Genomic DNA, 24,671 nt, shown 5'->3' on the forward strand with positions numbered 1-24,671 from the left:
AGTCATTTTGTCGGTTTTTTTAAATGCGCTCTGCCAAATTTTCCTAAAATCACCTTGGCAAATCTTTTGCTATTCTACCCGATACTGACAAAAACATCAGATATTAGCCAAATAAAAAGCACAAAACGAAATGACCTACGACAATTTCACCATAAAAGCGCAGGAATCCATCCTGAAAGCCCAGCAAATCGCAGCAGGATTGGACCAGCAGCAGGTGGATACCGTGCACCTCATCAAGGGTATCCTTGAAACCGACGAGAGTGTAGCCGGATTTTTACTCGGGAAATCCGACGTAAACCTCGACATGCTGCGCCGCAAGTTGGACGAGGCAGTGCTCAAGTATCCCAAGGTAGAAGGTTCGGACAAACAGTTTTTGACCAACGACGCCAACAAATCCCTCAGCAGAGCCAAAGTCCTGCTCAAAGAATTTGGAGATCAATACATCTCCGTGGAACTGGTGTTGATGGGCGTCTTGCAAGGAGAGGACTCCGGTGCCAAATTGCTCAAAGAACTCGGTGCCAACGAACAATTGATGCGCGGTGCCATCACTGAGCTACGCAAAGGCCGCAAAGTGACCGACCAAAGTTCGGATGACAGCTACAACGCCCTGGCCAAATACGCCATCAACCTCAACGAACGCGCGGAAACCGGGAAACTCGACCCTATCGTGGGTCGCGATGAAGAAATTCGCCGCGTACTGCACATCCTTTCGCGCCGCAAAAAGAACAACCCCATCCTCATCGGGGAAGCGGGGGTAGGTAAAACCGCCATTGTGGAAGGTCTGGCCTGGCGCATCGTGAAAGGGGATGTACCCGAAAGTTTGCAGAGCAAAAAAATCTTCGTCCTGGATATTGCCGCACTGATTGCTGGAGCGAAGTACAAAGGGGAATTTGAAGAACGCCTTAAGGGAGTTATTCAGGAGGTCACCGACTCCAACGACACCATCATCCTGTTTGTGGATGAGATCCATACCCTCATTGGTGCAGGTGGTGGCAATGGTGCCATGGACGCCGCCAACATCCTCAAACCGGCCCTGGCGCGTGGGGAACTGCGCACCATCGGTGCCACTACCCTGGATGAATACCAAAAGTACTTCGAAAAAGACAAGGCCCTGGTGCGCCGCTTCCAGGAAGTACTCATCGAAGAGCCTAGCGTGGAGGACACCATTTCCATCCTGCGCGGGTTGCAAGAGCGCTACGAGGTGTACCACAAGATCGAGATCATGGACGAGGCGCTGGTGGCTGCCGCCGAGTTGAGTCAACGTTACATCTCCGACCGCCAGCTGCCCGACAAGGCAATCGACCTCATCGACGAGGCTGCTGCACGCCTGCGTCTGGAACTGGACTCCCTGCCCGAAGAAATCGACGAGTGGGACCGCAAGGTGCGTCAGCTCGAAATCGAACGCGAGGCCATCAAACGAGAAAAGAACAAAAAACAACAGGACATCATCGAAGAAAGCATCGCCAATGCCAAGCAAAAGCGCGATTCCTTGATGGCCCGTTGGAAAAATGAAAAGGAGATAGTCGACACCATTCAGGCCATCAAGAAACAGATGGAAGAACTGGAAATGCAGGCCGAACGCGCCGAACGCGCCAGCGACTACGAAAAAGTAGCCAAAATCCGCTACGGTGAATTGGAAGACCAGAAGCAAATGCTGAAAGTCGCCGAGGAAAAATTGGCCGCCCTGCCCGAAGACGATCGTTTTACCAACGACAAGGTAACCGCCAACGACATCGCCTACATCGTCAGCCGTTGGACAGGCATCCCGGTGGATAAAATGACCCAGAGTGAAAAGGATAAACTGCTCAGTCTGGAAGCCGAAATTGGCCAACGCCTGATCGGGCAAGACGAAGCGGTGAAAGCGGTTTCTGATGCCATCCGCCGCAGCCGCGCAGGTTTGCAGGATGCTGAGCGGCCCATTGGTTCTTTCATCTTCCTGGGACCAACCGGGGTGGGTAAAACCGAATTGGCCAAAACCATCGCCGAAGTGCTTTTTGACGATGAAAAGGCCATGACCCGCATCGACATGAGTGAATACCAGGAGAAACACACCGTGTCCCGCTTGGTCGGTGCACCTCCGGGATACGTGGGCTACGACGAAGGTGGGCAGTTGACCGAAGCGGTACGCCGCCGCCCGTACAGCATCATCCTGCTCGACGAGATCGAAAAGGCTCACCCGGATACCTTCAACATCCTGCTACAAGTGCTGGATGATGGCCGCCTAACCGACAACAAAGGCCGCGTCGCCAACTTCAAAAACACCATCATCATCATGACTTCCAACATGGGGGCCAACCTGATCATGGAAAACTTTGAAGACCTGGAGGAAATGGGTGAAAAACACCGCACCGAAATCATCGCGACCACCAAGGAAGAAGTGTTCAACCTGCTGAAGGAAAACCTGCGCCCGGAATTCCTCAACCGCATCGACGAACAAATCCTCTTCCTGCCACTGAACAAGGACGAGATCAAGCAGATTTTGGAACTCTTGCTGAAAAAGACCCAAAAAATGCTGGCCAAACAGGGCATCATCCTCAAAGTGAGCGATGAGGCGAAAACCTTGCTGGCCGATATGGGCTACGATCCGCAGTTTGGTGCCCGACCGATGAAGCGCGTGCTGCAAAAAGACGTGATCAACGAATTGTCGAAACTGGTGCTGAGTGGCGAGGCTAGTCTTGGGGATACCATCTACATCCACACGGATAAGAAGGGGCTGACCTTTGGCAAAACGCCGTATGAAGGGGCAATTAGTTTGCCGCCGGAGCCGGTGGATGATGATGGGGATGATGATGAAAAAGAAGTAGAAAAGCCAGTGGAAGAAAAGGCTTAATTGGTATAAAATAAAGGAAAGTGGCTGCTCGGCATGGAAGCTGGGTGGCCACTTTTTTTATTTAGTGGCATTTTAAAAAATGCCCCAATCTTTTCCCGCTTTTCAACTCCTTCGCCTATCTTGAAGGCACTATTTTAAAGTACCTTTTTTAACTTCAACTCTTCTTCATGAAAAGCGCATTTTCTTTTAGCTTTTGCTTCCTGCTTATGCTTTGTAGCAATGGCCTAAATGCCCAAAAAGCCAAAACAAACGAGCCCCTCCGCGACCCCCAACTAACCTACCAAACCTATCGCCCAAAACCAACCGACCGCATCCTCTCCCGCACCACCTACCACCAAAAGCTTTACGGCTTCTGGCTTGGCCAATGCATCGCCAACTGGACCGGGCTGGTCACCGAAATGGACAAAATTGGCAATATCGGAGAAATCAAAACCGGGCCATTTTACACCCGTGCCGATTGGGGCAAAGCCGATCAACCAAACATTTGGGACAAAACCACCGTCAGCAAGTGGTCGCCCACCCTGGATTTTGTGTTGGAAAACGACGGCGGCCTTGGGGGCCCCGACGACGATACCGACATTGAATACATCTACCAGGCACTACTTTACGGCAACAAAACCTCCGTATTGAGCGGCCCCCAAATCCGCGAAGGTTGGCTCAAACACATCAAAGTCGAAGAAGAAAACTTCCTTTGGGTATCCAATCAAAAAGCTTTTGACTTGATGAAAACAGGCCTGGTACCGCCCGCCACCAGCGACCCCGCCAACAACCCAGAGTATGACATGATCGACGCCCAACTCACCACCGAAATATTTGGTTTTTTTGCGCCCGCCCGCCCGGACATTGCGCTCAAAATGGCGCAATTGCCCATTCAAACCACCGCTCGGGAAAACGCTCAATGGATATCCGAATTTTATGTCATCATGTATTCCCTGGCTTCCGCAGCTGACCCCAAAAAGTCCAGCAAAGAAAACCTGCAATGGATGGCCGATGAGGCGCGTAAACAACTGCCGCAAAACTCTTACTCTGCCAAAATGTACGACTTTGTTAAAAGCCGTTATCGTGCGGGTGTACCCTGGGAGCAAGCCCGCGACGAGGTCTATCAACGCTATCAGGTAGAACAAGCCGATGGTTACACCATGACATCCCAAAACCGTGATTGCAATGCCTGTTTTGCGGCAGGCATCAATTTTGCCTCCAGCATCGTGAGTTTGTTGTACGGTGAAGGTGACATCAAGGAGACCATCAAAATTGGTGCTTTGGCCGGCTGGGATTCGGATAACCCCACGGCCACCTGGGGTGGATTATTGGGCTTTATGTTGGGCAAAGAAGGGGTGGAAAAAGCTTTTGGCCGCAAGTTCGCCAATCAGTTCAACATCCATCGCACCCGGGTCGGGTTCCCGAACAACGGGATTGACACCTTTGAAAACATGGCCAAAATTGGAGTCTACATCGTTGATCGGGCCGTGCAGGAAGAGATGGGTGGGGGCGTGGATTTGAAAAAGAATCGCTGGTACATTCCCCGATAAAATCTTTGGATCCACCTTAAACAACAACATCCTTCACTTCCCAATCTTTTTCCTAACCAGCACATACATCACCGATCCAAAACCAATTTCAATCACTGCACCACTCAATGCAGAAGCGAAAGCGCCCAACTTAAAGCTAAACAACCCATAAGCCGCCAAGCCCAATAAAGCCCCCAATACCCAGTAAAGCCGCGTTCCGTAAATAGTGGCAAAAGTCAAGTACCTTCCGCCAATAATCATTAGCATTCCTTGAAAAAACCATTCAACTTTCATTTGGGCTAGACCATAGGCCAGAGGGATACACATGATCATCCAAATGGTTCCTTCCATGGCCAGATTTCCGAGGGGATTGCCCTTAGAATGGCCTCCACGATAGCCCAATAGCTTTTCGAACAGCGTTCCAAGCGGATAAATGAACATTCCCCCAATGATCAAGGTCCATACAGCTTGTTGAGGGGCATAGTATTGGACAACCAAACTCGACAGCAACCAGATTAGCCCGGATGCCACAATTCCGGGCGAGCCGTAGGCATAGCCCTCTTGCATATCGCGTTGGGCATCTTGTAGATTTTGCATGGTAAACGATTTTTCTAGATCAATCACACCCATCTACATCACAAGCCTCTCCACTTTCAGCCACAGCCACCTGCGTTTTCTCCCAAACCGCCTCCAGTGTCTGCACAAAAGCCTCTACCGGCTGCGCACCCCGCAAGGCATATTTTTGATCAAACACAAAGAATGGTACACCCTGCACCCCAATTTCATAAGCAAACTCCTCATCTGCCCGCACCGCTTCGGTAAAAGCGTTAGTGTTGAGCGTTTCAGTTACCACTTGAGCATCTAAACCCAGTTGGGAGCCAATTTGAGTCAAAACCGCCAAATCTGATAAGTCCTTTCCTTCGGTAAAATACGCTTTGAGTAACGCCTCTTTGGCTTGATCTTGCAAGCCATGCTCGGCTGCCAGATGGATCAAACGGTGGGCATTGAGGGTATTGACGGGCACTGCTTGCGCAAAATCAAAATGGATGCCCACTCCACGGCCCATGTTTTCGACCCCACGGGTCATTTCCTGGGCTTGCTGGCGTGGCATGCCGTATTTGCGGGAGAGCACATCGTACAAGTCGCCTGGCGATTTTGCCGGAGCTTGCGGATCGAGTTCAAAACTGCGCCAGTTGAGCTCCACTTCTTCCATGTGTGGGAAAAGAGCCAAGGCAGCTTCCAGGTGGCGTTTGCCAATATAGCAGTACGGACAAGCAACGTCCGACCAGATGTCAATGGTCATTTGCAGGTTATTTTGGTAGATGGTAATACATTTCAGAGGGCCAAAATGTTGTAGGGGCAACCCTATGTGGTTGCCCTCTCCAAAGATTGGGCAACCACATAGGGTTGCCCCTACGTTACCCAAAATGCTCTTCAAACACCCCTTTAATTTCCGCCATCACCTGCGGCGCCCCCGCCAGCATTTCCTCTCCTGTCCAACATTTCTCTTTTCCACCTTGAAAATCACTGACCTGGCCACCCGCTTCCAAGATCAACAAGCCACCTGCTGCAACATCCCAAGGTTGAAGGTGGTATTCAAAAAACAGGTCGTAACGACCACAGGCCACATAAGCCAAATCTACCGCTGCCGCACCCCAGCGCCGAATGCCCCGGGTATTGCGCATGAGGTATTCGCTGACCTTTTGATAAGCCTCAATCCGGCTAAAATCGTGGTAAGGAAATCCTGTGGAAATCAAGGCTTCCTTCAAGCCCTTGCGTTGGCTCACCTGGATGCGTTTGCCGTTGAGATAAGCACCCCCATTTTTCCAGCCATAAAAAGATTCATTGCGGCTGATCTCGTGTACGACCCCCAACACCATTTCGCCATTGTGTTCTAAACCCACACTGATGGCAAAACAAGGCAATTGGTGCAAAAAATTGGTGGTGCCATCCAGCGGATCGACGATCCAGCGCCATTCTCCTTGGGCTTGTTCGGTAGTTTGTTCTTCGGCCAAAAAGACCGAGCCAGGCAAAATTTCGCTCAAGCCAGCAATCAGTTTTTGCTCCGAGGTTTTATCTACGTAGCTAACCAGGTTGTTGAACTGCTCGGCTTTGACTTCGATTGTTTCTACTTTGCCTAGTTCGTTGGAAATGAATACAGCTACTTCTTGCACGAGGGCAAGAGTTTGGGCACAAAGGTCAGGTAAACGCATAGAAAAAGAGCTATTGTTGAAGGTGAAATTAAGCGGCAAAAATAAACATTTGCTGGTCAGTCTGATTTCTAAAATTTAAAGCTGTCGGAAAATATTCCAGAAATTATTTCAACTGACGCTTAGCTTTGTGTAACTGGTATCATACTACTGGACATTTTTGTTTTTCAGACACGGAGGACATGAATAGCCCCTGGCTTTAGCCTGGGGGCGGCGTAATATCTTCTTGATTGGGCTTTAGCCCTTGTTTGAAATTAGGGCTTGGGCTAAAGCCCATCAAGCGAGCGTTTCCATTACCCCAGGCTAAAGCCAGGGGCTATTCAAGTCCTCCGAGCAAAATGTCATTAGTATGAACTGGTATTCAGTCGTCTATTCATCAAAATACGATCTTGCCATGCATTTTTCTGAGCAGCCCATTTTGAGAGACTTTGAGCTATTCCTACACTATGTACAGCACAAACAGCCTTTGATTTTGACCAATACAAAACGCTGTCTGCGTACTGCTGATTTATTGGAACTCAACAGTAAAATGAGTGTACCCGCCCGGCTTGTGAATGCCAAGAGTCAACAAACTGCTTTTAGTTTGCTGAATACTTTCTTCCACATTGCCAATAGTGCAGCATTGCTCAAAATAGTGATCGATTCTCGCAAGTCCTCGAATAACACCACACTGCAACTCAACGAGTCTAGGATTACGCATTACAATTCACTCAACCCAGACGAGCAATATTTTTTCTTGCTGGAAGTTTTTTGGCAATATTTAGACCACCGAGAAGTCTATGGTTCTACATTTTTTTTGTCAGATGATTTTTACACCTCCTTATTGAAGCACCCTTCGGGAAAAAGACTAACCATTGCCGATCAACTACTAAAAAGATCCGGGCAGCTCAAACCTGCTTATGATGTTGCATTATTGGAGGTCATGGAAACATTCGGTTGTTTTCAATTGGAATGGGATCAAAACTTGGAAACCAGAGCCAAGGAATGGCTTTGCCCTTATCAAGCAATAACCATGACCGATTTGGGCAAAACAATGCTCACTATGCTTTGGTATAGAGACCCAAATGAAATCAGGTATTTTTATGGCAAAAAGGATCCCTATATGTCTGAAAACATAGTGCATCGTACATGGGACTTTGAAGATGCTGCCCCTGAAGAAGTTAAAGAAGAGGTCGATTATTTAACGGGCAAAAAAATGCTGCAGCGTTTTCAACACTATTTCCCTTTGGCTGAAATTAAGGAACGTTTATTCCCGATTGAACGCCCGTTCCAAGAGGGTACTTACACCTTCAAGGTGGCTTTAGACAAAAACCTGTACCGCATCATTGCTATGGACGCTCAGTCGACTTTGGAAGACTTACATGATGCCATCCAATCCATTTATAAATTTGATAACGACCATTTGTACGCTTTTTTTATGGACAATGTCGCCTGGTCTCAATCGGGTGATGCGTATTATGACGCTAGAGGAGAAATGGATGATCAAAAACCTGCCTACTTGTTCAAGTTAGGAGAACTGGGACTATATCTTCAAAAAGCATTTTTGTACGTCTTCGATTTTGGCGACAATTGGCAATTTCACATTACCGTGGAAGCAATGGAAGCTACTACCTCCAAAACCAACAATGGCTATCGTTTGATCGAAACAAAAGGGAAAGCTCCGGCTCAATACGAAGGGGAAGATGATGAGGACGAAGAGGATGATTAGGATTGGAACTCCTTTTTCAACTTTTCCCTATCTTCCCCATTCAAATCACCTAACCAATGAAATACCACATTCATTTCTTTTTGCTCTGCCTGACTTTGGCTACGACTATCAGCTCATTTGCCCAAGGCACCCGCCTACTCCGCCAGCCCAGTGTCAGCAATAAACACATCGTTTTTGTACACGCTGACGACCTCTGGCTGGTCGACCGCGAGGGAGGTGATGCCCAGCGCCTGACCACCCACGAAGGCACCGAAAGTTTCCCCCATTTTTCCCCCGATGGCAAAATGATTGCCTTCACCGGGCAATACGATGGCAATACCGATGTGTTCGTGATGCCCGCCGAAGGAGGTGCTCCCCAGCGCTTGACCTGGCACCCCGGCGACGATGTGGTACAAGGTTGGATGCCCGATGGCAAATCCGTCCTCTTCCGCTCTGGTCGTGCTGGGGTTCCTACCCGCATCAACCAGTTTTACAGCGTTCCCGTTGAAGGCGGGGTGGAAAAAATGCTGCCCATCCCGCAGGCATCCTTTGGCGAAGTCTCTGAAAATGGCCTGTTTGTCGCCTACCAACCCATCACTTTTTGGGATCCCGAATGGCGCAATTACCGAGGCGGTCAAGCCCAACCCATCTGGATTCTAAACTTAAAAGACAACTCCCTCGTCCAAACACCACAAACCGACCGTGAACGCCACACCGATCCCGTCTGGTACAAAGGTCAGATCTATTTCCTCTCCGAACGCGACTACGCCAACAACGTTTGGCGCTTCGACCCGCGCAGCAAGGAGTTGAAACAAATCACTTTCCACAAAGATTTTGATGTAAAAAGTATCGACGCCTGCGACGACCGCCTGGTGTACGAACAAGGAGGCTACCTGCACCTGCTCGATCCCCAATCCGGCAAAGCCAAACAGCTGAACATCCAGGTCAATGCCGACCTCAATTACGCGCGGCCACGTTGGGAAGATGTACCTGCGGGTGGTTTGCTCAATGCCTCTTTGTCGCCCACTGGGCAACGCGCCTTGTTTGAACACCGGGGCGAAATTTTCACCGTCCCCAAAGAAAATGGCGATTGGCGCAACATCACCCAGTCCAGCGGCGCAGCCGATCGGTATCCAGCCTGGTCACCCGATGGGCAAAAAATTGCTTGGTTTTCAGACGCCAGTGGCGAGTATCAATTGATGATTGGAGATCAGGCAGGTTTGGAAAAACCACGCGCTATTGCCATCGAAAAACCAACCTTCTTTTTCCGTCCCGCCTGGTCGCCGGATGGCAAATACATCGCTTATACCGATACCCACCTGCGCTTGTGGTACATTGAAGTAGCTAGCGGGCGCAGCAAAAAAGTGGACACCGAGCCATACACCCACGTCGTGCGCACGATGAACCCGGTTTGGTCGCCAGACAGCAAATGGATCGCCTATTCCCGTTTGTTGAACAACTTGTACAAGGCCATTTTCCTGTACAATGTGGAAACCGGGCAAAGCCAGCAAATCACCGACGGACTGGCGGATGCCATCACGCCAGTGTGGGATGCCGGCGGCAAATACCTCTACTTTTTGGCCAGTACCGATTACGGATTGAGTAGTTCCTGGCTCGATATGAGTTCCTACAGCAATCAGGTCAATCGGGGCTTGTACGTGGTGGTTTTGTCCAAAAAAGACGCCTCGCCATTTTTGCCCAAAAGTGATGAAGAGGAAGCAAAACCCGAGACCAAGCCAGACACTCCCGCCAATAAAGATGCCGGAGTGACCGTGACCGTCGACCTGGATGGCATCCAACAACGCATCCTGCCCGTCAATGTTCCCCTTCGCAATTACACCAGTCTGGTCGCAGGCCCCAAGGACTACGTTTTTTACCTCGAAACGGCACAAAACCAGCCAGCACAAACCTTGCACCGCTACAATTTTAAAGACCGCAAAACCGAGGTTTATTTGAGCGCTGTCAATTCCGCCATCACTTCTGCTGACCGCAAACAACTGTTGTACAATGGTGCAGGTGCCTGGGGCATTGTCAAAACCGACGCCCTGCCCAAACCCGGCGATGGCAAATTGAACCTGAATTTGCAATTCAAAGTAGACCCAACCCAGGAATGGGCGCAGATCTTCCGCGAGGGTTGGCGTTTTCAGCGCGACTTTTTGTATGTCGACAATACCCACGGCGCACCTTGGGACGATGTCTACAAATGGTACCGCCCCTGGGTAGATCATGTCAAACACCGTACGGACTTGAACTACGTGGTGGACATCCTGGGTGGTGAGATTGCCGTAGGGCACTCTTACACCAGTGGAGGCGATTTCCCGGACATCAAAAATGTTCCAATAGGCTTGCTGGGCGCGGACATTGAGGAGGTCAACGGATTTTACCGCATCAAAAAAATCTATACCGGCGAAAGTTGGAATCCCGATTTGCGGGCACCCCTGGCTACCCCAGGCATCGATGCCAAAGTGGGTGACTACATCCTGGAGGTAAATGGCAAAACCGTAAAAGCGCCACAAAATTTCTACAGCTTTTTTGAAGGCAGCGCCGACAAACAAATTAAATTGCGGCTCAACCAAAATCCGAATCTGGAAGGCAGCCGTTTGGTGACCGTAGTCCCACTGGCCAATGAAGGCCAATTGCGCTCACGCGATTGGGTGGAAGGCAACCGCCGTAAGGTTGACTCCCTCTCCAAAGGCCAACTGGCTTATGTGTACGTACCGAATACTGGGGGCCCCGGCTACACTTATTTCAACCGCTACTATTTTGCGCAGCAAGACAAAAAAGGTGCGGTCATTGATGAGCGCAACAACGGTGGCGGCTCGGCAGCGGATTACATGGTCGACATCATGGCTCGGCAATTGCACGGGTATTTCAATAGCCGGGTGGAGGGCAATCGCCCCTTTACCCAGCCTCAAACCGGAATCTGGGGCCCCAAGGTGATGATCATCAACGAACGGGCGGGCTCTGGCGGTGACTTGTTGCCGTACTTGTTCAAACGCATGAACATTGGGCCACTCGTCGGTACGCGTACCTGGGGTGGCTTGGTGCATACTGCGGATACGCCTGGATTCATTGATGGTGGCCGTATGGTGGCTCCGCGTGGTGGATTTTATGACGTGGATGGCAAATGGGCCATTGAGGGGGAAGGTATTGCGCCGGATATCGAGGTGGAGCAGACCCCTTCCGCGGTGCTCAAAGGTGGTGATCCTCAATTGGAACGCGCCGTGCAGGAGGCCATGAACTTGATGAAAACGAAAGGAGTGGTATTGAAGCCGGAGCCTGCTGCGCCGATCCGGTACAAGCGGCCCAAGCCTTGATGGAATACATTTTTTGTGCAACTTCTAAGGTGTACTTTTAGCTTTTTAAATTGGAAACTGAACATGGACATTCTTCGCCCACATGCCGAAAACATCTACGCTGCCGAACTAACTGCCCTCGCCGCAGCCGACCAACACACCCGTCCCCGCAACTGGAAACTATCCCCTTGGGCCGTAGTGACCTACCTAATGGGCGGCAAACTGGAAAGTGGCGAAGAAATCACGCCCAAGTACTTCGGCCAGCGCCGTCTGATTGAAGTCGCTGTAGCTACCCTCGCCACCGACCGCGCACTCCTGCTTATGGGTGTACCCGGCACCGCCAAAACCTGGGTATCCGAGCACCTGGCTGCGGCCATCAGTGGCGACTCTACCTTGCTGGTACAAGGCACCGCGGGCATGAGCGAAGATGCACTGCGCTACGGCTGGAATTATGCCCGGCTGCTCTCGGAAGGGCCTTCTGAAAAAGCCATAGTCCCCAGCCCGGTGATGCACGGCATGCAACACGGGGCCATTGTACGCATTGAAGAGTTGACCCGGGTACCTTCGGATGTGCAGGATGCCCTGATCACGATTTTATCCGAAAAAACCTTACCCATCCCCGAGCTGAATACCGAGGTACAGGCCATGCGGGGTTTCAACATCATCGCTACTGCCAATGACCGGGATAGGGGCGTGAATGAATTGTCGAGCGCCTTGCAACGTCGTTTCAATACGGTAGTGCTGCCTTTGCCCAGCAGCATGGAAGAAGAAGTGGAAATTGTACAAACGCGGGTGAGCCAGTTGGGTAAGGCGCTGGATTTGGCCGAAGCTAAAGTGCCCAGTGAAGAAATCCGCCGCTTGGTGACCATCTTCCGCGAATTGCGCTCCGGGCGTACGGAAGATGGCAAATTGAAACTCAAGTCGCCTACTGCCACGCTCAGCACTGCCGAGGTGATTTCGGTGGTCAACAGTGGGCAGGCGCTTTGCCTGCATTTTGGGGATGGCCAATTGCGGGCGCGGGACCTGGCTTCCAGTTTGACTGGTGCCATCGTCAAGGATACGGCCCTGGATACGGAGGTATGGCAGGAGTATTTGGAAACGGTGGTAAAGGGTAGAGAGGGTTGGCAGGATTTGTATCGGGCTTGTAAGGAGGGGTAGGGGTTATTGGCAGAGTGATCTGATCGATTTGAAATGCTTAGAAGCAAAGATGATCACATTACTATCCAAAACGGCTCTACTCCCACTCATCCCGCATTTGTTTTTGCCAAGCCGTTGGATCATCAATTTTACTGAACATCGGCAACTGCTTCATTTGATCAAACAACGCCAATAGCTTTTCCTTTTGAGATAACTTTTCTACAGTTTTCTCAACCAAAACAATGATCCTTACTTGAGCATTGTCATATTCCGAGTACTCCCTTGGCAAATGAATTACCCCTTGCTCAATTGTGCCTGAAAATTCTAGTGCAACCATATCTGCTTAGTTCTATAACTTGCAAAAATGCAAAAACAAATATCCACATTTTTTCCCAATCAAGCAATCCCGACCCCTCACGCCGTCTTCCGATAATTCCACACCGCCCAGCTATTAAAAAACAGCGCAAACCCCGTCATCGCCAGAAAATGGTACTTTATGTCGTTGAATCCGCTCCCCTTCAACACCACCATGCGCACCACCTCGATGAAGTGCGTCACCGGATTCAGTTTGGCAATTACGATGGCCCAGTTGGGCATGCTGTCGACGGGGGTGAACAGGCCGCTCATCAGCATAAAAATCATCATGAAGAAAAAGGCAATGGACATCGCTTGTTGCTGGGTTTCGGAGTAGGTAGAGATCAGGAGTCCGATGCCAAGTACTGCGATCAGAAAAAGAAACAAAAAGGAGTACAGCAACGGGATACTGCCAACCGGCCTGATGCCATACACCAAACCAGCGATGACGAACAAACCCATCGAAAAAAGGAACACTCCAATTGCCCAAAAGGGAATCAACTTGCCGAGAATGAAGTGGATTTTTTTGATGGGCGTTACGTTGATTTGCTCAATGGTACCGACCTCTTTTTCCTTCACAATGTTCAAGGAACACATGTATACGCCGATCATGGTCACGAGGGTACACAAAATGCCCGGCACCATAAAGAACGGATAATTCAGATAGGGGTTAAAGCGATTGATGGAAGTCACTTCGATGTTTGGGACGGGATTCATGCGCGGCGTGGCTGTCATTTCCAGTCGAATATCCGCATTGTAACTCGCAATGATCCTGCTGAGATAGGAACTGCCCACCATGGCCTTGGTGCCGTTGATGGCATTTACGGCGATGAAGAGTTTTTGCTCGTTTTCTTTGACCAGATTGCGTTCAAAACCGAGCGGAATCTCCAGAATCAAATCAGACTTGTCCTTCTCAAATTGCTGAAAAGCAGCATTGAATGAGGCGCCGTAATCGCTGATTACAAAATAGCCCGAAGCGCTGATTTTGGACACCAATTGCCGGGAATACGCAGAATGATCGTGGTCTACGATGGATATATTGATGTTTTTGATCTCGTAATCGGCGGCCAGCGGCATGATTAGCAACTGAATCATCGGCGTGATGAAGATCACTGGCAACAGTGCCCGGTTTCTGAAGATCTGACGAAACTCTTTTTGCAACAAAAATCTTAAAGTTCTCATCCGAGGCGAATTTTGAATTTTTTAATGCTGACGCTGAGCAAAAACACCGTCATACCAAGCAAAATCAGGGTCTCTTTCCAAATGGCACTAAGGCCCAAACCTTTGATCATGATCGATTTTACAATGATGTAGTACCACTTTGAAGGTACTACGTTGGCAATGATTTGCAGGGGTAGGGGCATATTCTCCAAGGGAAACATAAACCCGGTAAACAACAGCACCGGAATCAACATGCCCATCAAAGAAATGAGCATGGCCTGTTGCTGTGATTGCGCACCGTTGGAAATGAGCAAGCCCAATGAAAGTGCAGTGAGAATGAGCAGTGAGCTTTCAAAAAACAGCAGCCCGATGCTGCCATTGATGGGCATTTTTAGCAAAAAAACACTCAGTAGCAAAATCACCGAAAGGTTGACAATCGACAAAAACAGGTAGGGAACTGCCTTGGAAATGACCACCATCAGCGGGTGCATGGGAGAGACCAGCAGCACCTCCATCGTCCCTTTTTCCTTTTCCTTTACAATCGAGACCGAAGTCATCAGCACACAAACCAACAGCAAAACCAGGGCCATTACTCCTGGCACAAAATTGGTGGTGCCTTTGAGTTCTGGGTTGTAAATCATCCGAATTTCGGTATTGATCTTTTGCGGCAGCTCATTGAAGGGCGTGATTTCTTGTTGGTAATCCATGACGATATTGGTGACGTAATTCGTCAGGGTATTGGCGGTATTGGGGTCGGAAGCATCGGCGATGACTTGAATTTGTGCCTTGTGGAGGTGCAACAAGTCATCGTTGAAGTGGTTGGGAATCACGACCACCAGTTTGACATTGCCCTCCTTGAACGCTTGCTCAATTTGACGAGGGTCGAGCAGGAACTTTTTGATTTCAAAATTCTTGCTGGCTTCAATCTTGTCGATGATGCGCTGGGACGCCGGGTCGTGGGCAAAATCACAAATGACAATTTTTGAGTTTTTGATCTCATTGCTCAACGCAAAACCAAAGAGCAAAATCAACATGATGGGCATCCCAAACAGCATGAGCATGGACTTGGGGTCGCGGAAAACGTGGTATAATTCCTTGATAACGAAGGCGAAGAATTGTCTCATGGTTAATCTGCTTTTCTTTTTGCACCCCGTGCCAGTTCAAAAAATACGGCATCCATTGTTTCGGCAGAAAATTGTTGTTTGAGCTTCGTTGGGGTATCCAGTGCTTTGATGTAGCCATCGACCATCATCGAGATGCGGTTGCAGTATTCGGCTTCGTCCATGTAGTGGGTGGTGACAAAAATGGTAATGCCCCGGTCGGATGCGTCGTAAATGAGGTCCCAAAACTGCCGCCGCGTCACGGGGTCAACGCCACCAGTGGGTTCATCCAGGAACACAATTTTGGGTTCGTGAAAAATAGCGACCGAAAAAGCCAGTTTTTGCTTCCAGCCCAAGGGTAGCGAACCGACCAGTTTGCCCCGCTCTTTTTCCATGCCCAGCTGTTGAATCAATTCATTGCTTTTGGACTTGATTTTTTGATCGGAGAGGCCATAAATGCCGCCAAAAAAGCGGATGTTTTCCTGCACCGTCAAGTCTTCGTAAAGGGAGAATTTTTGACTCATGTAGCCAATGTTGGCCTTGATCTTTTCGGTTTCCTTGTACACATCAAACCCCGCGATGGTCGCTTTCCCAGATGATGGGGTGGACAAACCGCACAGCATCCGCATGGCGGTTGTTTTGCCCGCTCCATTGGCGCCCAGGAACCCAAAAATCTCACCTTCGTACACGTCAAAAGTTATTTCGTTAGTAGCCACAAAATCGCCAAAACGTTTGGTGAGTTTATCGGTAGAAATGACGATTTTCCTATCCATGCTGATCGAGTAATTTGATGAAACAATCTTCGATGGTCGCAGGCGTTGCCTTGAATTCGATGTACTCGTGGTTTTTGCTGTTCAAATCCGCGATCAGTTTTTTCTGTATCTCGTAATCATCATCGTCCCGAAAAGTGATGTGGTGGTATTCGCCGAAGGAATTGCAACTGTCGATGTAGTCCAAGTGGCGAATGTCGCGCAACAATTGACTCATGCGCTCCGATTTGATGGCGTAGAGATTTTTGGGGAATTGCGCCACAACCTGAGCGGGGGTATCAATCGACAAAATTTTACCATCCTGAATCAGGGCAATGCGCTCGCACAAAGTGGCCTCGTCCATGTAGGGTGTAGAGACCAAAATGGTGATGCCTTGTTCCTTGAGGCGCTTGAGCATTTCCCAAAATTCCTTGCGCGAAACGGTATCCACCCCCGTGGTGGGTTCGTCCAAAAACAAGACGGTTGGGCGGTGAATCAGGGCACAACAAAGCGCCAGTTTCTGCTTCATACCCCCCGAAAGCTTGCCCGCGCGGCGGGTTTTGAAAGGCTCGATCTGCACGTAAATGTCCTTGATCAGGTCGTAGTTTTCGGCTACGCTGGTATTAAAAACGGTGGCAAAAAAATTGAGGTTTTCTTCCACTGTCAAGTCCTGGTACAAGGAAAACTTGCCCGGCATGTACCCCACCCGCTGGCGGATCGCTTTCCAATCTTTCACTACATCCAGGCCATTGACCGATGCCGAACCTGCATCGGGCAACAACAGCGTGGTGAGCACCCGGAAGATGCTGGTTTTGCCCGCTCCATCGGGTCCGATCAGTCCAAAAAGCTCCCCTTTTTCAACCTCAAACGAGACATCAGTTACTGCTTTGACCTCGCCTTTGTTGTAGGTTTTGCTGATGTGGTTCAATACGACGTCGGCCATGGTTATTGAAATTTGATTTCGCCATACATTCCGATTTTGTAGGTGCCGTCGTTGGTCACTTTCACTTTGATGGCGTACACCATATTGGCGCGTTCGTCTTTGGTCTGGATGGTTTTGGGGGTAAATTCTGCTTTGTCGTTGATCCAGGTGATTTGGCCGGTGGTTTCTGTGAAGCCGCCTTTGCCATCGTCGGTGAGGACTTTCACCTTTTGGTTCAATTTGATCAAGGGCAGCTGATTGCCGGTGATGTAAGCGCGCAGGGTGAGCACGGAGAGGTCGGCGATTTTGTACAAAGCCTTGCCCATGCTGGCAAATTCTCCGGCGGAGGCGTACTTGGTCAGCACCGTTCCAGCAACGATGTTTTTGATCTGCCCGCGACCAATTTGCTCGTCCAGGATGCTGATCCGTTTTTGCATCGGCGTCACTTCGCTGAGAACGCCCCGGTTTTGGATGCTGACGTTTTCCTTGGCGGCAGCAATTTGCTCATTGAGCACGCCAACTTGGTCTTGCGCAGCAGCGATTTGTTTTTCCAGAATCGATTTTTGTCCCATCAGGTCGTCCAATTGCTTGGGCGTGGCGGCATCGGCCTTGACGAGGCTTTGGGTTCTGGCCACTTCCTTGTTCAGCACTTCCAATTGCTGATTCAGTACCTGGATCTGGGCTTTTTGGGTTTTGATCTGGCTTTGCAGAATATTGACCTGAGGCGCAGAATTGTTTACTTTTTGGCCAATGGCATTAACGGAGGCCTGGGTTTGTTCTTTTTGCACGTTGAGTGCGGCTACATCGATTTGCCCGATGACCACATTGCTTTCCAACTGTTGGCCTTCTTCGATGTTTAGGCTCAAAATTTTTCCGGTTTGCTCAGCAGATACAATCACCTCTTCAGCTTCAAAAGCACCGGATGCGTCAAAGGTGTTTTGGTCTTTGTTGCAAGCAAAAAGGGAAATGAAAAGGCAGCCAACCATGCCGATCTTTGATAAATTATTCATTGTCTTTTGGTTAAAAGTTAGCAGATTAGTTTCCTGAGGTGGTTTGGTAGTTGTACTGAGCCATCAGCAACTGGATTTGATGCAGCAGCAAACCCTGTTTGGCCTGATCTTCGGCATTCAAATACGTGATGTAATCGTTGCTCGTCACGGTACCAAAATCCAGTTGGTTTTTGGCGGTATTTTTGATGCTTTCACGCAATTGGATGATCTCGCTGTCGGAAGCAATCAGCTCCTGCAGTTTGCTCAGCTCTGCATTTTGTTGTTTGAGGTTGAGGTTGGTGTTGAACAAGAAGGTTTCCCGCTGCAGACCGATGATGTCCTGGTTGATCGACAGGATTTTTCGTTCATTTTTGGCGGTGTAATAGCCCGAAAGGTTCCAATTCAGCCGCAGACCTCCGATGTAATACAAATCGAAGGCATTGTTGAGTACATTCAGGGCGGGTTTGCCGTAGCCACCTTGCAGGAACAAGCTGGCGCGAGGCAGGTTTTTGGCGGTGATGAGCTTATTCTGCACCTCAAACGTGCGCTGTTGCGCGCTGTACAATCGCAACTCTGGTCGATTGATGGTAGAAGAAACCGTCAGTACCGCTGGTTTTTCAAGTTCTACGTTGTCGGCCAATTGCTGATGGATGAACAAGGAAAGCATGTCCAGGTAGCCTTTTCGGGCCGCTTTGAGCTCAATAATCCGCTGATTGGCCTTTAGAAGTTCTGCTTTGAGGGCGTTGGCGCTGCTTTTGAGGGCAGTGCCGTTGGCGATGGCGGCATTGGTTTTGTCGATCCCCAGTTGGATGTCTTTTTTGAGGAGCTCGGTTTGCTGGATTTGCGCATCGACCAGGATGATGCCAAAAAAAAGCTGATTGATCCTTTCCTTGATCTTGAACAGTTCTACCTCAATTTTCTGACCTTCAATTTCAGCATTCGATTTGATCAGCTCTTTTTGGTATTTGACCGTAAAAAGGTCGGTGATGGGCTGCGCAACCTCGGCGTACAATTTGTACTGGTCTCTGCTCAAGGTCGGAATCTCCAGATTGGGCAAGGAAATCGGAATCTTGGTCACCTCCGACTGGTAGGTGCCTTGTCCGGCCAGATTGAGCTGTGGCAGGGTTCCTTTGGCGGCATTTTCGAGCGAATACTCCCTGGATTTTTCAATCAGGGCGTATTGCTTCAGCAGCGGGTAGTTCCGCTTGGCCATGGCATAACAACTGTCCACGGATAATTTACCTGTTTGGGTAAATGCAGGGTAAAAAATAAGGGCACTCAAGCCCATTAAGAGTATCCTGTACATAGTTCAGGGTTTTATAGCGTGTTTCACGAAATCCAAAATTTCAGCTTTCCGCTGGCGCATCATGTCCATGAAGGTGGCATCGTCTACATTGACCAGGCGTTGGAACAAAGGCCGGGCAATAAAAGGGAAAACCGTCATCGACAATACATTCAAGATCAAATGCACCGGATTAACTGGCCGGATTTTCCCTTGGTCCGCCTCCTCCATGATTTGCATAAGCAAGGGCATGGGATTGGGGCGGTTGGGTTTTTGCATGATTTCCTCCACAAAGGCATGGGTATTGGTATGCAACTCATTGACGATAAAACCGGGCAAATTCGGATTCTCCAGCAATAAGTCGAAATAGGCATCCAAAGCCAATTCTATTTTGTGTTCAAAAGCATCTTCACTTTCGAAGATGACATTCATGCGGGCCGACATTTTGAGGAAAGCTTCTTCAAAAATGGCTTTGAACAATTTTTCCTTGCTGTTGCCTTTGAAGTAGTATTGCAAAAGCCCTTTATTGACCCCCGCCCGATCAGCAATTTCCTGGGTGCGGGCGGCAGCATAACCCCTTTGGGTAAATACTTCCTTGGCGGCTTGTACAATCTTTTCCTCGGTACTCAGTTCTTTCATGGGTTGAATTTACCCAAATGGGTAATTTTAGGCAAAGGTAAATGCTATCGAGATAAAAGTCAAGAGGGTGGAAAAAAAAAATTGTTCCAGGGTTCCAAAGTTCCTAGGTTCCAGGGTTCGCTAACCAACTAAATCGCCATTCATTTGAAGTAACAAAATTACTTACAGCAATTGACCAGGCTGCGCGGACCAGCGGCGTAGCCGCGAAACGTCATTAGCAAAGGAATGGAGTAGGATGTTTAAGGTGCGTAGCACCGAAACAAAAAAACACGCGAGGGGTATAATGCTCGAATAAAAAAGTTGCGGTGCGCTGCACCTTTATTGAACATTTGTGCTTTGGTCCTATTGACGTTGCGCGGCGCTGCCGCTGGTCCGTTCAGTCTGGGTTGATGCAAGTCTCCATTTGTTGGTTCCTTTTTGTAATAGGAACGAAAAAAATAAGCACAAAGAAAAAATAAAGGACACAAAGGCACGACGTTGAAAAGCTTTGCTTGTTTTTGACCCAAGCCTCGTCAACATCTAGTCTCTGTGTCCTTTGCGTACTCTATTTTTTCCTCTGTGTTTAAAAATTGTGTCGCTCTATGTTTTTATGAAAATTCGAGATGGTTCATGGTTGAAACTCACTCACTCATCGAATAAGGCACATCCCCCTTACCTACGCCCCGTAACGTATTCGGCTTCGCCCCCATCATCAACTGCAAAGTCCCACCTTGCATGATTTGTTGATGCGTCAAAAAGTTTTTCGTCCAAGGCAGCTGGTTCAGCTTCGCGCTTTGGATGTAGACGTTTTGCTCCGAATTCCCCACCGCGTCGATGTTGAAGGTTTTGCCATTCTCCAGTTTCAAGGTGATTTTTTGGAAAAGTGGGCTCCCCATCGCGTATTGCCCTGCTGCCGGACAAACCGGATAAAAACCGAGCGCAGAAAACACGTACCAGGCTGAAGTTTGGCCATTGTCTTCATCGCCACACAAGCCATCCGGGGTGGGTTGGTACATTTTTTTCATGATGTCGCGGGCCCGCATTTGGGCTTTCCAGGGTTGGCCTACCCAATCGTAGAGGTAAACTGCGTGCTGGATCGGTTGGTTGCCATGCGCGTATTGCCCCATGCCCATGATCAACATTTCGGTGATTTCGTGGATAGGGAAACCATAGTAGGAAAAATCAAAAGTGGGTGCGGAACTAAAAATCGAGTCCAGTTTTGCCGCCATTTGAGCCTTGCCGCCCATGGCTCCAGCCAAACCTGAAGGGTCGTGAAAAACCGACCAAGTGTAGTGCCAGGAAGAACCTTCGGTAAAGGCGTCGCCCCATTTATCGGGCCGGAAGGGTGTTTGCCAGGAGCCATCCTCATTGCGGCCCCGCATGAAGTTGCTGGATTTGTCAAAAACATTGCGCCAGTTTTGTGCCCGTTTGGCGAAAGTGGCTGCTTCCGGTTTGCCCAGTTTTTGCCCCAACTGCCAAATGCAATAATCAGCGTAGGCATATTCCAGGGTGCGGGCTGCATTTTCGTTGATACCCACATTGTAGGGCACGTAACCCAGGCGGTTGTAGTACTCGGCACCCATTCGCCCTACGGAAGAATAGGGCCCCACTCCCTGGCTGTTTTTGACCATGGCCTCGTACAAGAGATTGATGTCGTAGCCGCGAATGCCTTTGAGCCAGGCTTCGGTGATCAGGGAGGCGGAATTGGAACCAATCATACAATCGCGGTGCCCCGGGCTGGCCCATTCCGGCAACCAACCACTTTCTTTGTAGGTATTGACCAAACCCTCCATGATCTGGCGGTCCAGTTCGGGAAAAAGCACTGAAAACAGTGGGAAAACCGCCCGGAAGGTATCCCAAAAACCATTGTCGGTAAACATGTACCCGGGTAAAACCTGCCCATTGTAGGGGCTGTAATGCACCATTTGCCCTTTGGCATCGTATTCAAAAAACTTGCGGGGGAACAACATGACCCGGTATAGGGCGGTGTAAAAATTCATTTTATCCGTTTCCAAGCCGCCTTGTACCTGGATCCGGGCGAAGATTCTTTCCCAGGTTTGCCGGGCTTTTTCGCGGGTAGCGTCAAAGGCGTCGCTGCCGATTTCCCGTTGGAGGTTCAATTCGGCTTGTTCGTGGCTGATGAAAGAGGAGGCAAGTTTAACCCCAACCTGACGAACGCCGGGCTTGAAGTGAACCACTGCCCCAACGTGTTTGCCTTCCACACTTGCATCTTTCAGCACAATGGTATCACTAAAAGTGCTAAAACCTTCAAAATCCTGGTCAAAAACGGCTACGAGATAGTTGCGGAAATTATCCGGCACTTTTCCGTGGTGGTTTTGGGCGTAACCGATGATTTTGCGCTCCGCCGGAATGATTTTGACCATGCTGCCTTTGTCAAAAGCATCGAGCAACACACATTTTGGCCCATCCTGCCCCCAGCGGAAACGCATTTGGGCCGCCCGTTCGGTGGGTGTGATTTCAGCCCAGCAATCGTAATCCGCCAGATAGACCTGATAGTAGTGGGCCATGGCGGTTTCAGTTTTGTGGGAATACCAGGAGCCGCGCTTTTTATCGCGGACTTCCGGGGATTTACCCGTCATGGGCAGCAGTGAAAATGCACCGTAATCGTTGATCCAGGGCGAAGGCTGGTGGGTTTGTTTGAAACCCCTGATTTTATTGGCGTCGTAGGCGTATTGCCAGCCGTCGCCATTGGGCGCAGTTTGGGGCGTCCAGAAGTTCATGCCCCAGGGCAGCGCAATCGCAGGATAGGTATTGCCCGTGGATAAACTAAAGTCAGAGTCAGTCCCGACGAGTGGATTGACGTAGCGTAGCAAGTTCTGTGCATTGTTTTTTTGGCAAAAAAACAAGACAGCAGTCAGCAGGAGAAGGATCTTTTTCATGTATGTAGATTGGTAAGTTGAAAAATTAAAAAAAGCGACTGGCATTTAAAAAGCCAATCGGCAGTGCAGTTGTGCCTTTGCTACTCAAATCCGCCAGAATTTCGCCCACCACCGAAGCAAATTTAAAGCCGTGCCCGCTAAAGCCAGTTGCGATCACCACATCCTGATCAAAGCCCGGTAAAAAGTCGATCACAAAATTTTCATCCGGCGTGTAGGTGTACAAGCAGGTTTTGAGCACATGGGTAGATTGATAACTTTCTGGAAAAAAACGCATCAACGCATCAATGATCAGCTGTTCCTCCGCCTTGCTTACCGTACGTTCTACCTGATCTGGATCGCTCACCTGACCAGGCACGTGGTAACCCGCTTTGAATCCAATTGGCCCATTGAATTGCCCAACTGGCATGATTGGGAAACCATATAAAATCCCCGGATTGACTTCATCCACGATCATCCAGCAAGGCAATTGGCCTAGTTCAAATGGTTGTGGATTTTTAGGAATCACCCAGGCCAACACCTGGCGGGTGACTTGCAATTTGGGCTTGAGTTGAGGGATAAAATAGCCTGCCCAAGGCCCGGCCGTAATGACCAATTTGGCCGCATGATAAGTTCCTTTATCACTAATTACCGTGACTCCGCCTCCCGGATTTTTTTTCCAGCTCAAGACCTTTTCCTGGGTGTTGATGATGGCACCATGTTTGATGGCCTGATCGGTGTACAATAAGATGGCCCGTTCGGGCGGTAGGAAGCCTGCACCGGGTTCCAGTAGCCCTTCGTAATGGTTGGGTACTGTAATCTGAGGAAATCTATTTTGGTTATGTTCTTGATTTAGTACCTCAATTGGCACATTATAGGTTTTTGCAGACAATTTCACTCCCTGCATCATGTCGTCTTCAGGAGGGCCATAATACAGCAGTCCCGTTTCATGGTAAAGAGTTGTATCTGTCAAAACCTCCAACTCCTGCCAATTTTGATAAGCGCGTTCCAATAGGGGCACATAATCTGGGTGCTCAAAATAGGCTTTGCGGATGATCCGACTTTGCCCGGCGTGCGAGCCTTGGTCATGAGGAATGCTGAATTGTTCCAACCCCAAAACTTTTAAGCCGCGCCTGGCCAAATGAAAACAAGTGGCTGATCCCATCGAACCTACTCCGAGCACAATGACATCGAAGGAGTTGTGCTTTGAGTTCGTGCCTGTAGTTTGTACATCCATAACGACACAATCTGAATTTTTTCCCACACTACTGGACATTTTGCTCGGAGGACATGAATAGCCCCAGGCTTCAGCCTGGGGCTATTCATGTCCTCCGCTTCCAATAAACAAAAATGTCCAGTAGTGTGATTTTTGCCTTAATTTTTGGCTGAGTAAATGTAGAAGGAAAAAATCACCTATTCAGGTGAGGCGTGTCCCTTTTTTCTCCTGCAACTTTGTGGGGTATTCAATCAAATGCTCAAACAGTTGCTCAAGATTGAATCAAATTAATTGAATCTCAAAATCCTATTACAATGAAAAAAGTATTGTTTTTGCTCGGATTGTTCACCTTGTGTGCAACGGTAACTTTTGCTCAAGAGCGTACTAGAGCCAAAGCCAAAACCGCAAAACCTTCTGGTTGGAGGGATGACTCCTTGTTGTGGGTCAAAAAACCAGTTGGCAATGCTACCATCAAGAGCCCTCGTGATGCGGCTAGTGGCCAAACTGGAGGTCAGCCCAAGCAAGACAAACTGGGTAATTTTGAAATTCAGGATGTAAAAGCACCTGAAAACAATACCCGTGAGGCTGGAAGTGGTCAGGCAACAGGAAGAAGAGTACACAAACCTGTTCGCCGGAAGCCTAACTAATTTGGAGTAAATCCGTCTTGACAATGCTAAAAGTTGCACAAAGGAGGACATTTCGTGCAACTTTTAGCATTTTTAGGTAGTTGGGCGAT

At 49.2% G+C, this 24,671-nt stretch carries 19 protein-coding genes; 6 read left to right on the forward strand and 13 right to left on the reverse strand.

Going from position 1 to position 24,671, the window contains the following annotated elements; genetic code table 11:
• Nucleotides 1–130 precede the first annotated feature (130 nt).
• Together ACEW9O_RS22865 and ACEW9O_RS22870 are read left to right on the forward strand one after the other, a co-directional pair.
• Nucleotides 131–2,830, forward strand: coding sequence for an ATP-dependent Clp protease ATP-binding subunit (locus ACEW9O_RS22865; protein WP_373552533.1), 2,700 nt, complete (start codon nt 131–133; stop codon nt 2,828–2,830).
• Between the two features lie 167 nt (nt 2,831–2,997).
• The gene (locus ACEW9O_RS22870) at nt 2,998–4,359 is read left to right on the forward strand and encodes an ADP-ribosylglycohydrolase family protein (RefSeq protein ID WP_373552534.1); all 1,362 of its coding nucleotides are present in this window, start codon (nt 2,998–3,000) and stop codon (nt 4,357–4,359) included.
• Nucleotides 4,360–4,392: 33 nt separating this feature from the next.
• On the opposite strand, the gene ACEW9O_RS22875 is transcribed toward ACEW9O_RS22870, so the two are convergent.
• The 3 genes from ACEW9O_RS22875 to ACEW9O_RS22885 all read right to left on the reverse strand — a co-directional run bounded on the left by ACEW9O_RS22875 (nt 4,393) and on the right by ACEW9O_RS22885 (nt 6,512).
• Nucleotides 4,393–4,935 carry a hypothetical protein gene (locus ACEW9O_RS22875; protein ID WP_373552535.1) on the reverse strand — a complete coding sequence of 181 codons (543 nt, stop codon included), beginning with the start codon at nt 4,933–4,935 and terminating at the stop codon, nt 4,393–4,395.
• A 19-nt stretch (nt 4,936–4,954) separates the two neighbouring features.
• The gene (locus tag ACEW9O_RS22880; protein WP_373552536.1) at nt 4,955–5,641 is read right to left on the reverse strand and encodes a DsbA family oxidoreductase; all 687 of its coding nucleotides are present in this window, start codon (nt 5,639–5,641) and stop codon (nt 4,955–4,957) included.
• Nucleotides 5,642–5,756: 115 nt separating this feature from the next.
• Nucleotides 5,757–6,512 (reverse strand): inositol monophosphatase family protein, encoded by a 756-nt coding sequence (locus ACEW9O_RS22885; protein WP_373552537.1) that lies wholly within the window; start codon nt 6,510–6,512, stop codon nt 5,757–5,759.
• 385 nt (nt 6,513–6,897) lie between these two features.
• Here ACEW9O_RS22885 and ACEW9O_RS22890 point away from each other — a divergent pair, with 385 nt between their 5' ends.
• The 3 genes from ACEW9O_RS22890 to ACEW9O_RS22900 all read left to right on the forward strand — a co-directional run bounded on the left by ACEW9O_RS22890 (nt 6,898) and on the right by ACEW9O_RS22900 (nt 12,689).
• Nucleotides 6,898–8,256 (forward strand): hypothetical protein, encoded by a 1,359-nt coding sequence (locus tag ACEW9O_RS22890; protein ID WP_373552538.1) that lies wholly within the window; start codon nt 6,898–6,900, stop codon nt 8,254–8,256.
• A gap of 56 nt (nt 8,257–8,312) precedes the next feature.
• Nucleotides 8,313–11,552, forward strand: coding sequence for a PDZ domain-containing protein (locus ACEW9O_RS22895; RefSeq protein ID WP_373552539.1), 3,240 nt, complete (start codon nt 8,313–8,315; stop codon nt 11,550–11,552).
• Between the two features lie 63 nt (nt 11,553–11,615).
• Nucleotides 11,616–12,689, forward strand: coding sequence for an AAA family ATPase (locus tag ACEW9O_RS22900; RefSeq protein ID WP_373552540.1), 1,074 nt, complete (start codon nt 11,616–11,618; stop codon nt 12,687–12,689).
• Between the two features lie 76 nt (nt 12,690–12,765).
• Here ACEW9O_RS22900 and ACEW9O_RS22905 read toward each other — a convergent pair whose 3' ends face one another.
• The 10 genes from ACEW9O_RS22905 to solA all read right to left on the reverse strand — a co-directional run bounded on the left by ACEW9O_RS22905 (nt 12,766) and on the right by solA (nt 23,983).
• Complete coding sequence (locus ACEW9O_RS22905) at nt 12,766–13,005, reverse strand: hypothetical protein (RefSeq protein WP_320029822.1); 240 nt, start codon at nt 13,003–13,005, stop codon at nt 12,766–12,768.
• Between the two features lie 77 nt (nt 13,006–13,082).
• Nucleotides 13,083–14,204, reverse strand: a complete 1,122-nt coding sequence (locus ACEW9O_RS22910; protein WP_373552541.1) for an ABC transporter permease — start codon at nt 14,202–14,204, stop codon at nt 13,083–13,085.
• A complete protein-coding gene (locus ACEW9O_RS22915; protein WP_373552542.1) occupies nt 14,201–15,307 on the reverse strand; it encodes an ABC transporter permease in 1,107 nt (368 codons plus the stop codon). Before ACEW9O_RS22915 ends, ACEW9O_RS22910 begins: the two co-directional genes overlap by 4 nt.
• A 2-nt stretch (nt 15,308–15,309) precedes the next feature.
• Nucleotides 15,310–16,056, reverse strand: a complete 747-nt coding sequence (locus ACEW9O_RS22920; protein WP_373552543.1) for an ABC transporter ATP-binding protein — start codon at nt 16,054–16,056, stop codon at nt 15,310–15,312.
• Nucleotides 16,049–16,975, reverse strand: coding sequence for an ABC transporter ATP-binding protein (locus ACEW9O_RS22925; protein ID WP_373552544.1), 927 nt, complete (start codon nt 16,973–16,975; stop codon nt 16,049–16,051). The genes ACEW9O_RS22920 and ACEW9O_RS22925 overlap by 8 nt, the downstream gene beginning before the upstream one ends.
• A gap of 2 nt (nt 16,976–16,977) precedes the next feature.
• Nucleotides 16,978–17,964, reverse strand: coding sequence for an HlyD family secretion protein (locus tag ACEW9O_RS22930; protein ID WP_373552545.1), 987 nt, complete (start codon nt 17,962–17,964; stop codon nt 16,978–16,980).
• Between the two features lie 25 nt (nt 17,965–17,989).
• Entirely contained in the window at nt 17,990–19,249 is a 1,260-nt protein-coding gene (locus ACEW9O_RS22935; RefSeq protein ID WP_373552546.1) for a TolC family protein, read from the reverse strand.
• A gap of 3 nt (nt 19,250–19,252) precedes the next feature.
• Complete coding sequence (locus ACEW9O_RS22940; RefSeq protein ID WP_373552547.1) at nt 19,253–19,864, reverse strand: TetR/AcrR family transcriptional regulator; 612 nt, start codon at nt 19,862–19,864, stop codon at nt 19,253–19,255.
• A gap of 620 nt (nt 19,865–20,484) precedes the next feature.
• On the reverse strand, nt 20,485–22,743 hold the full coding sequence (locus tag ACEW9O_RS22945; protein ID WP_373552548.1) for a GH92 family glycosyl hydrolase: 2,259 nt from the start codon (nt 22,741–22,743) through the stop codon (nt 20,485–20,487).
• 25 nt (nt 22,744–22,768) lie between these two features.
• Nucleotides 22,769–23,983 (reverse strand): N-methyl-L-tryptophan oxidase, encoded by a 1,215-nt coding sequence (gene solA, locus ACEW9O_RS22950; protein WP_373552549.1) that lies wholly within the window; start codon nt 23,981–23,983, stop codon nt 22,769–22,771.
• Nucleotides 23,984–24,249: 266 nt separating this feature from the next.
• Here solA and ACEW9O_RS22955 point away from each other — a divergent pair, with 266 nt between their 5' ends.
• Nucleotides 24,250–24,582: a hypothetical protein gene (locus ACEW9O_RS22955; RefSeq protein ID WP_373552550.1), complete on the forward strand. Its 333-nt coding sequence runs from the start codon at nt 24,250–24,252 to the stop codon at nt 24,580–24,582.
• The last annotated feature ends 89 nt before the right edge of the window (nt 24,583–24,671 follow it).

It is taken from the genome of Haliscomenobacter sp. (assembly GCF_041740695.1).
In the GTDB taxonomy this organism is placed as follows: Bacteria; Bacteroidota; Bacteroidia; order Chitinophagales; family Saprospiraceae; genus Haliscomenobacter.

Coding starts and splice junctions, on each gene's coding strand:
- ACEW9O_RS22865 (WP_373552533.1), top strand. CDS start 131: ATGACCTACGACAATTTCACCATAAAAGCGCAGGAATCCATCCTGAAA.
- ACEW9O_RS22870 (WP_373552534.1), top strand. CDS start 2,998: ATGAAAAGCGCATTTTCTTTTAGCTTTTGCTTCCTGCTTATGCTTTGT.
- ACEW9O_RS22875 (WP_373552535.1), bottom strand. CDS start 4,935: ATGCAAAATCTACAAGATGCCCAACGCGATATGCAAGAGGGCTATGCC.
- ACEW9O_RS22880 (WP_373552536.1), bottom strand. CDS start 5,641: ATGACCATTGACATCTGGTCGGACGTTGCTTGTCCGTACTGCTATATT.
- ACEW9O_RS22890 (WP_373552538.1), top strand. CDS start 6,898: ATGAACTGGTATTCAGTCGTCTATTCATCAAAATACGATCTTGCCATG.
- ACEW9O_RS22895 (WP_373552539.1), top strand. CDS start 8,313: ATGAAATACCACATTCATTTCTTTTTGCTCTGCCTGACTTTGGCTACG.
- ACEW9O_RS22900 (WP_373552540.1), top strand. CDS start 11,616: ATGGACATTCTTCGCCCACATGCCGAAAACATCTACGCTGCCGAACTA.
- ACEW9O_RS22905 (WP_320029822.1), bottom strand. CDS start 13,005: ATGGTTGCACTAGAATTTTCAGGCACAATTGAGCAAGGGGTAATTCAT.
- ACEW9O_RS22910 (WP_373552541.1), bottom strand. CDS start 14,204: ATGAGAACTTTAAGATTTTTGTTGCAAAAAGAGTTTCGTCAGATCTTC.
- ACEW9O_RS22915 (WP_373552542.1), bottom strand. CDS start 15,307: ATGAGACAATTCTTCGCCTTCGTTATCAAGGAATTATACCACGTTTTC.
- ACEW9O_RS22920 (WP_373552543.1), bottom strand. CDS start 16,056: ATGGATAGGAAAATCGTCATTTCTACCGATAAACTCACCAAACGTTTT.
- ACEW9O_RS22925 (WP_373552544.1), bottom strand. CDS start 16,975: ATGGCCGACGTCGTATTGAACCACATCAGCAAAACCTACAACAAAGGC.
- ACEW9O_RS22930 (WP_373552545.1), bottom strand. CDS start 17,964: ATGAATAATTTATCAAAGATCGGCATGGTTGGCTGCCTTTTCATTTCC.
- ACEW9O_RS22935 (WP_373552546.1), bottom strand. CDS start 19,249: ATGTACAGGATACTCTTAATGGGCTTGAGTGCCCTTATTTTTTACCCT.
- ACEW9O_RS22940 (WP_373552547.1), bottom strand. CDS start 19,864: ATGAAAGAACTGAGTACCGAGGAAAAGATTGTACAAGCCGCCAAGGAA.
- ACEW9O_RS22945 (WP_373552548.1), bottom strand. CDS start 22,743: ATGAAAAAGATCCTTCTCCTGCTGACTGCTGTCTTGTTTTTTTGCCAA.
- ACEW9O_RS22955 (WP_373552550.1), top strand. CDS start 24,250: ATGAAAAAAGTATTGTTTTTGCTCGGATTGTTCACCTTGTGTGCAACG.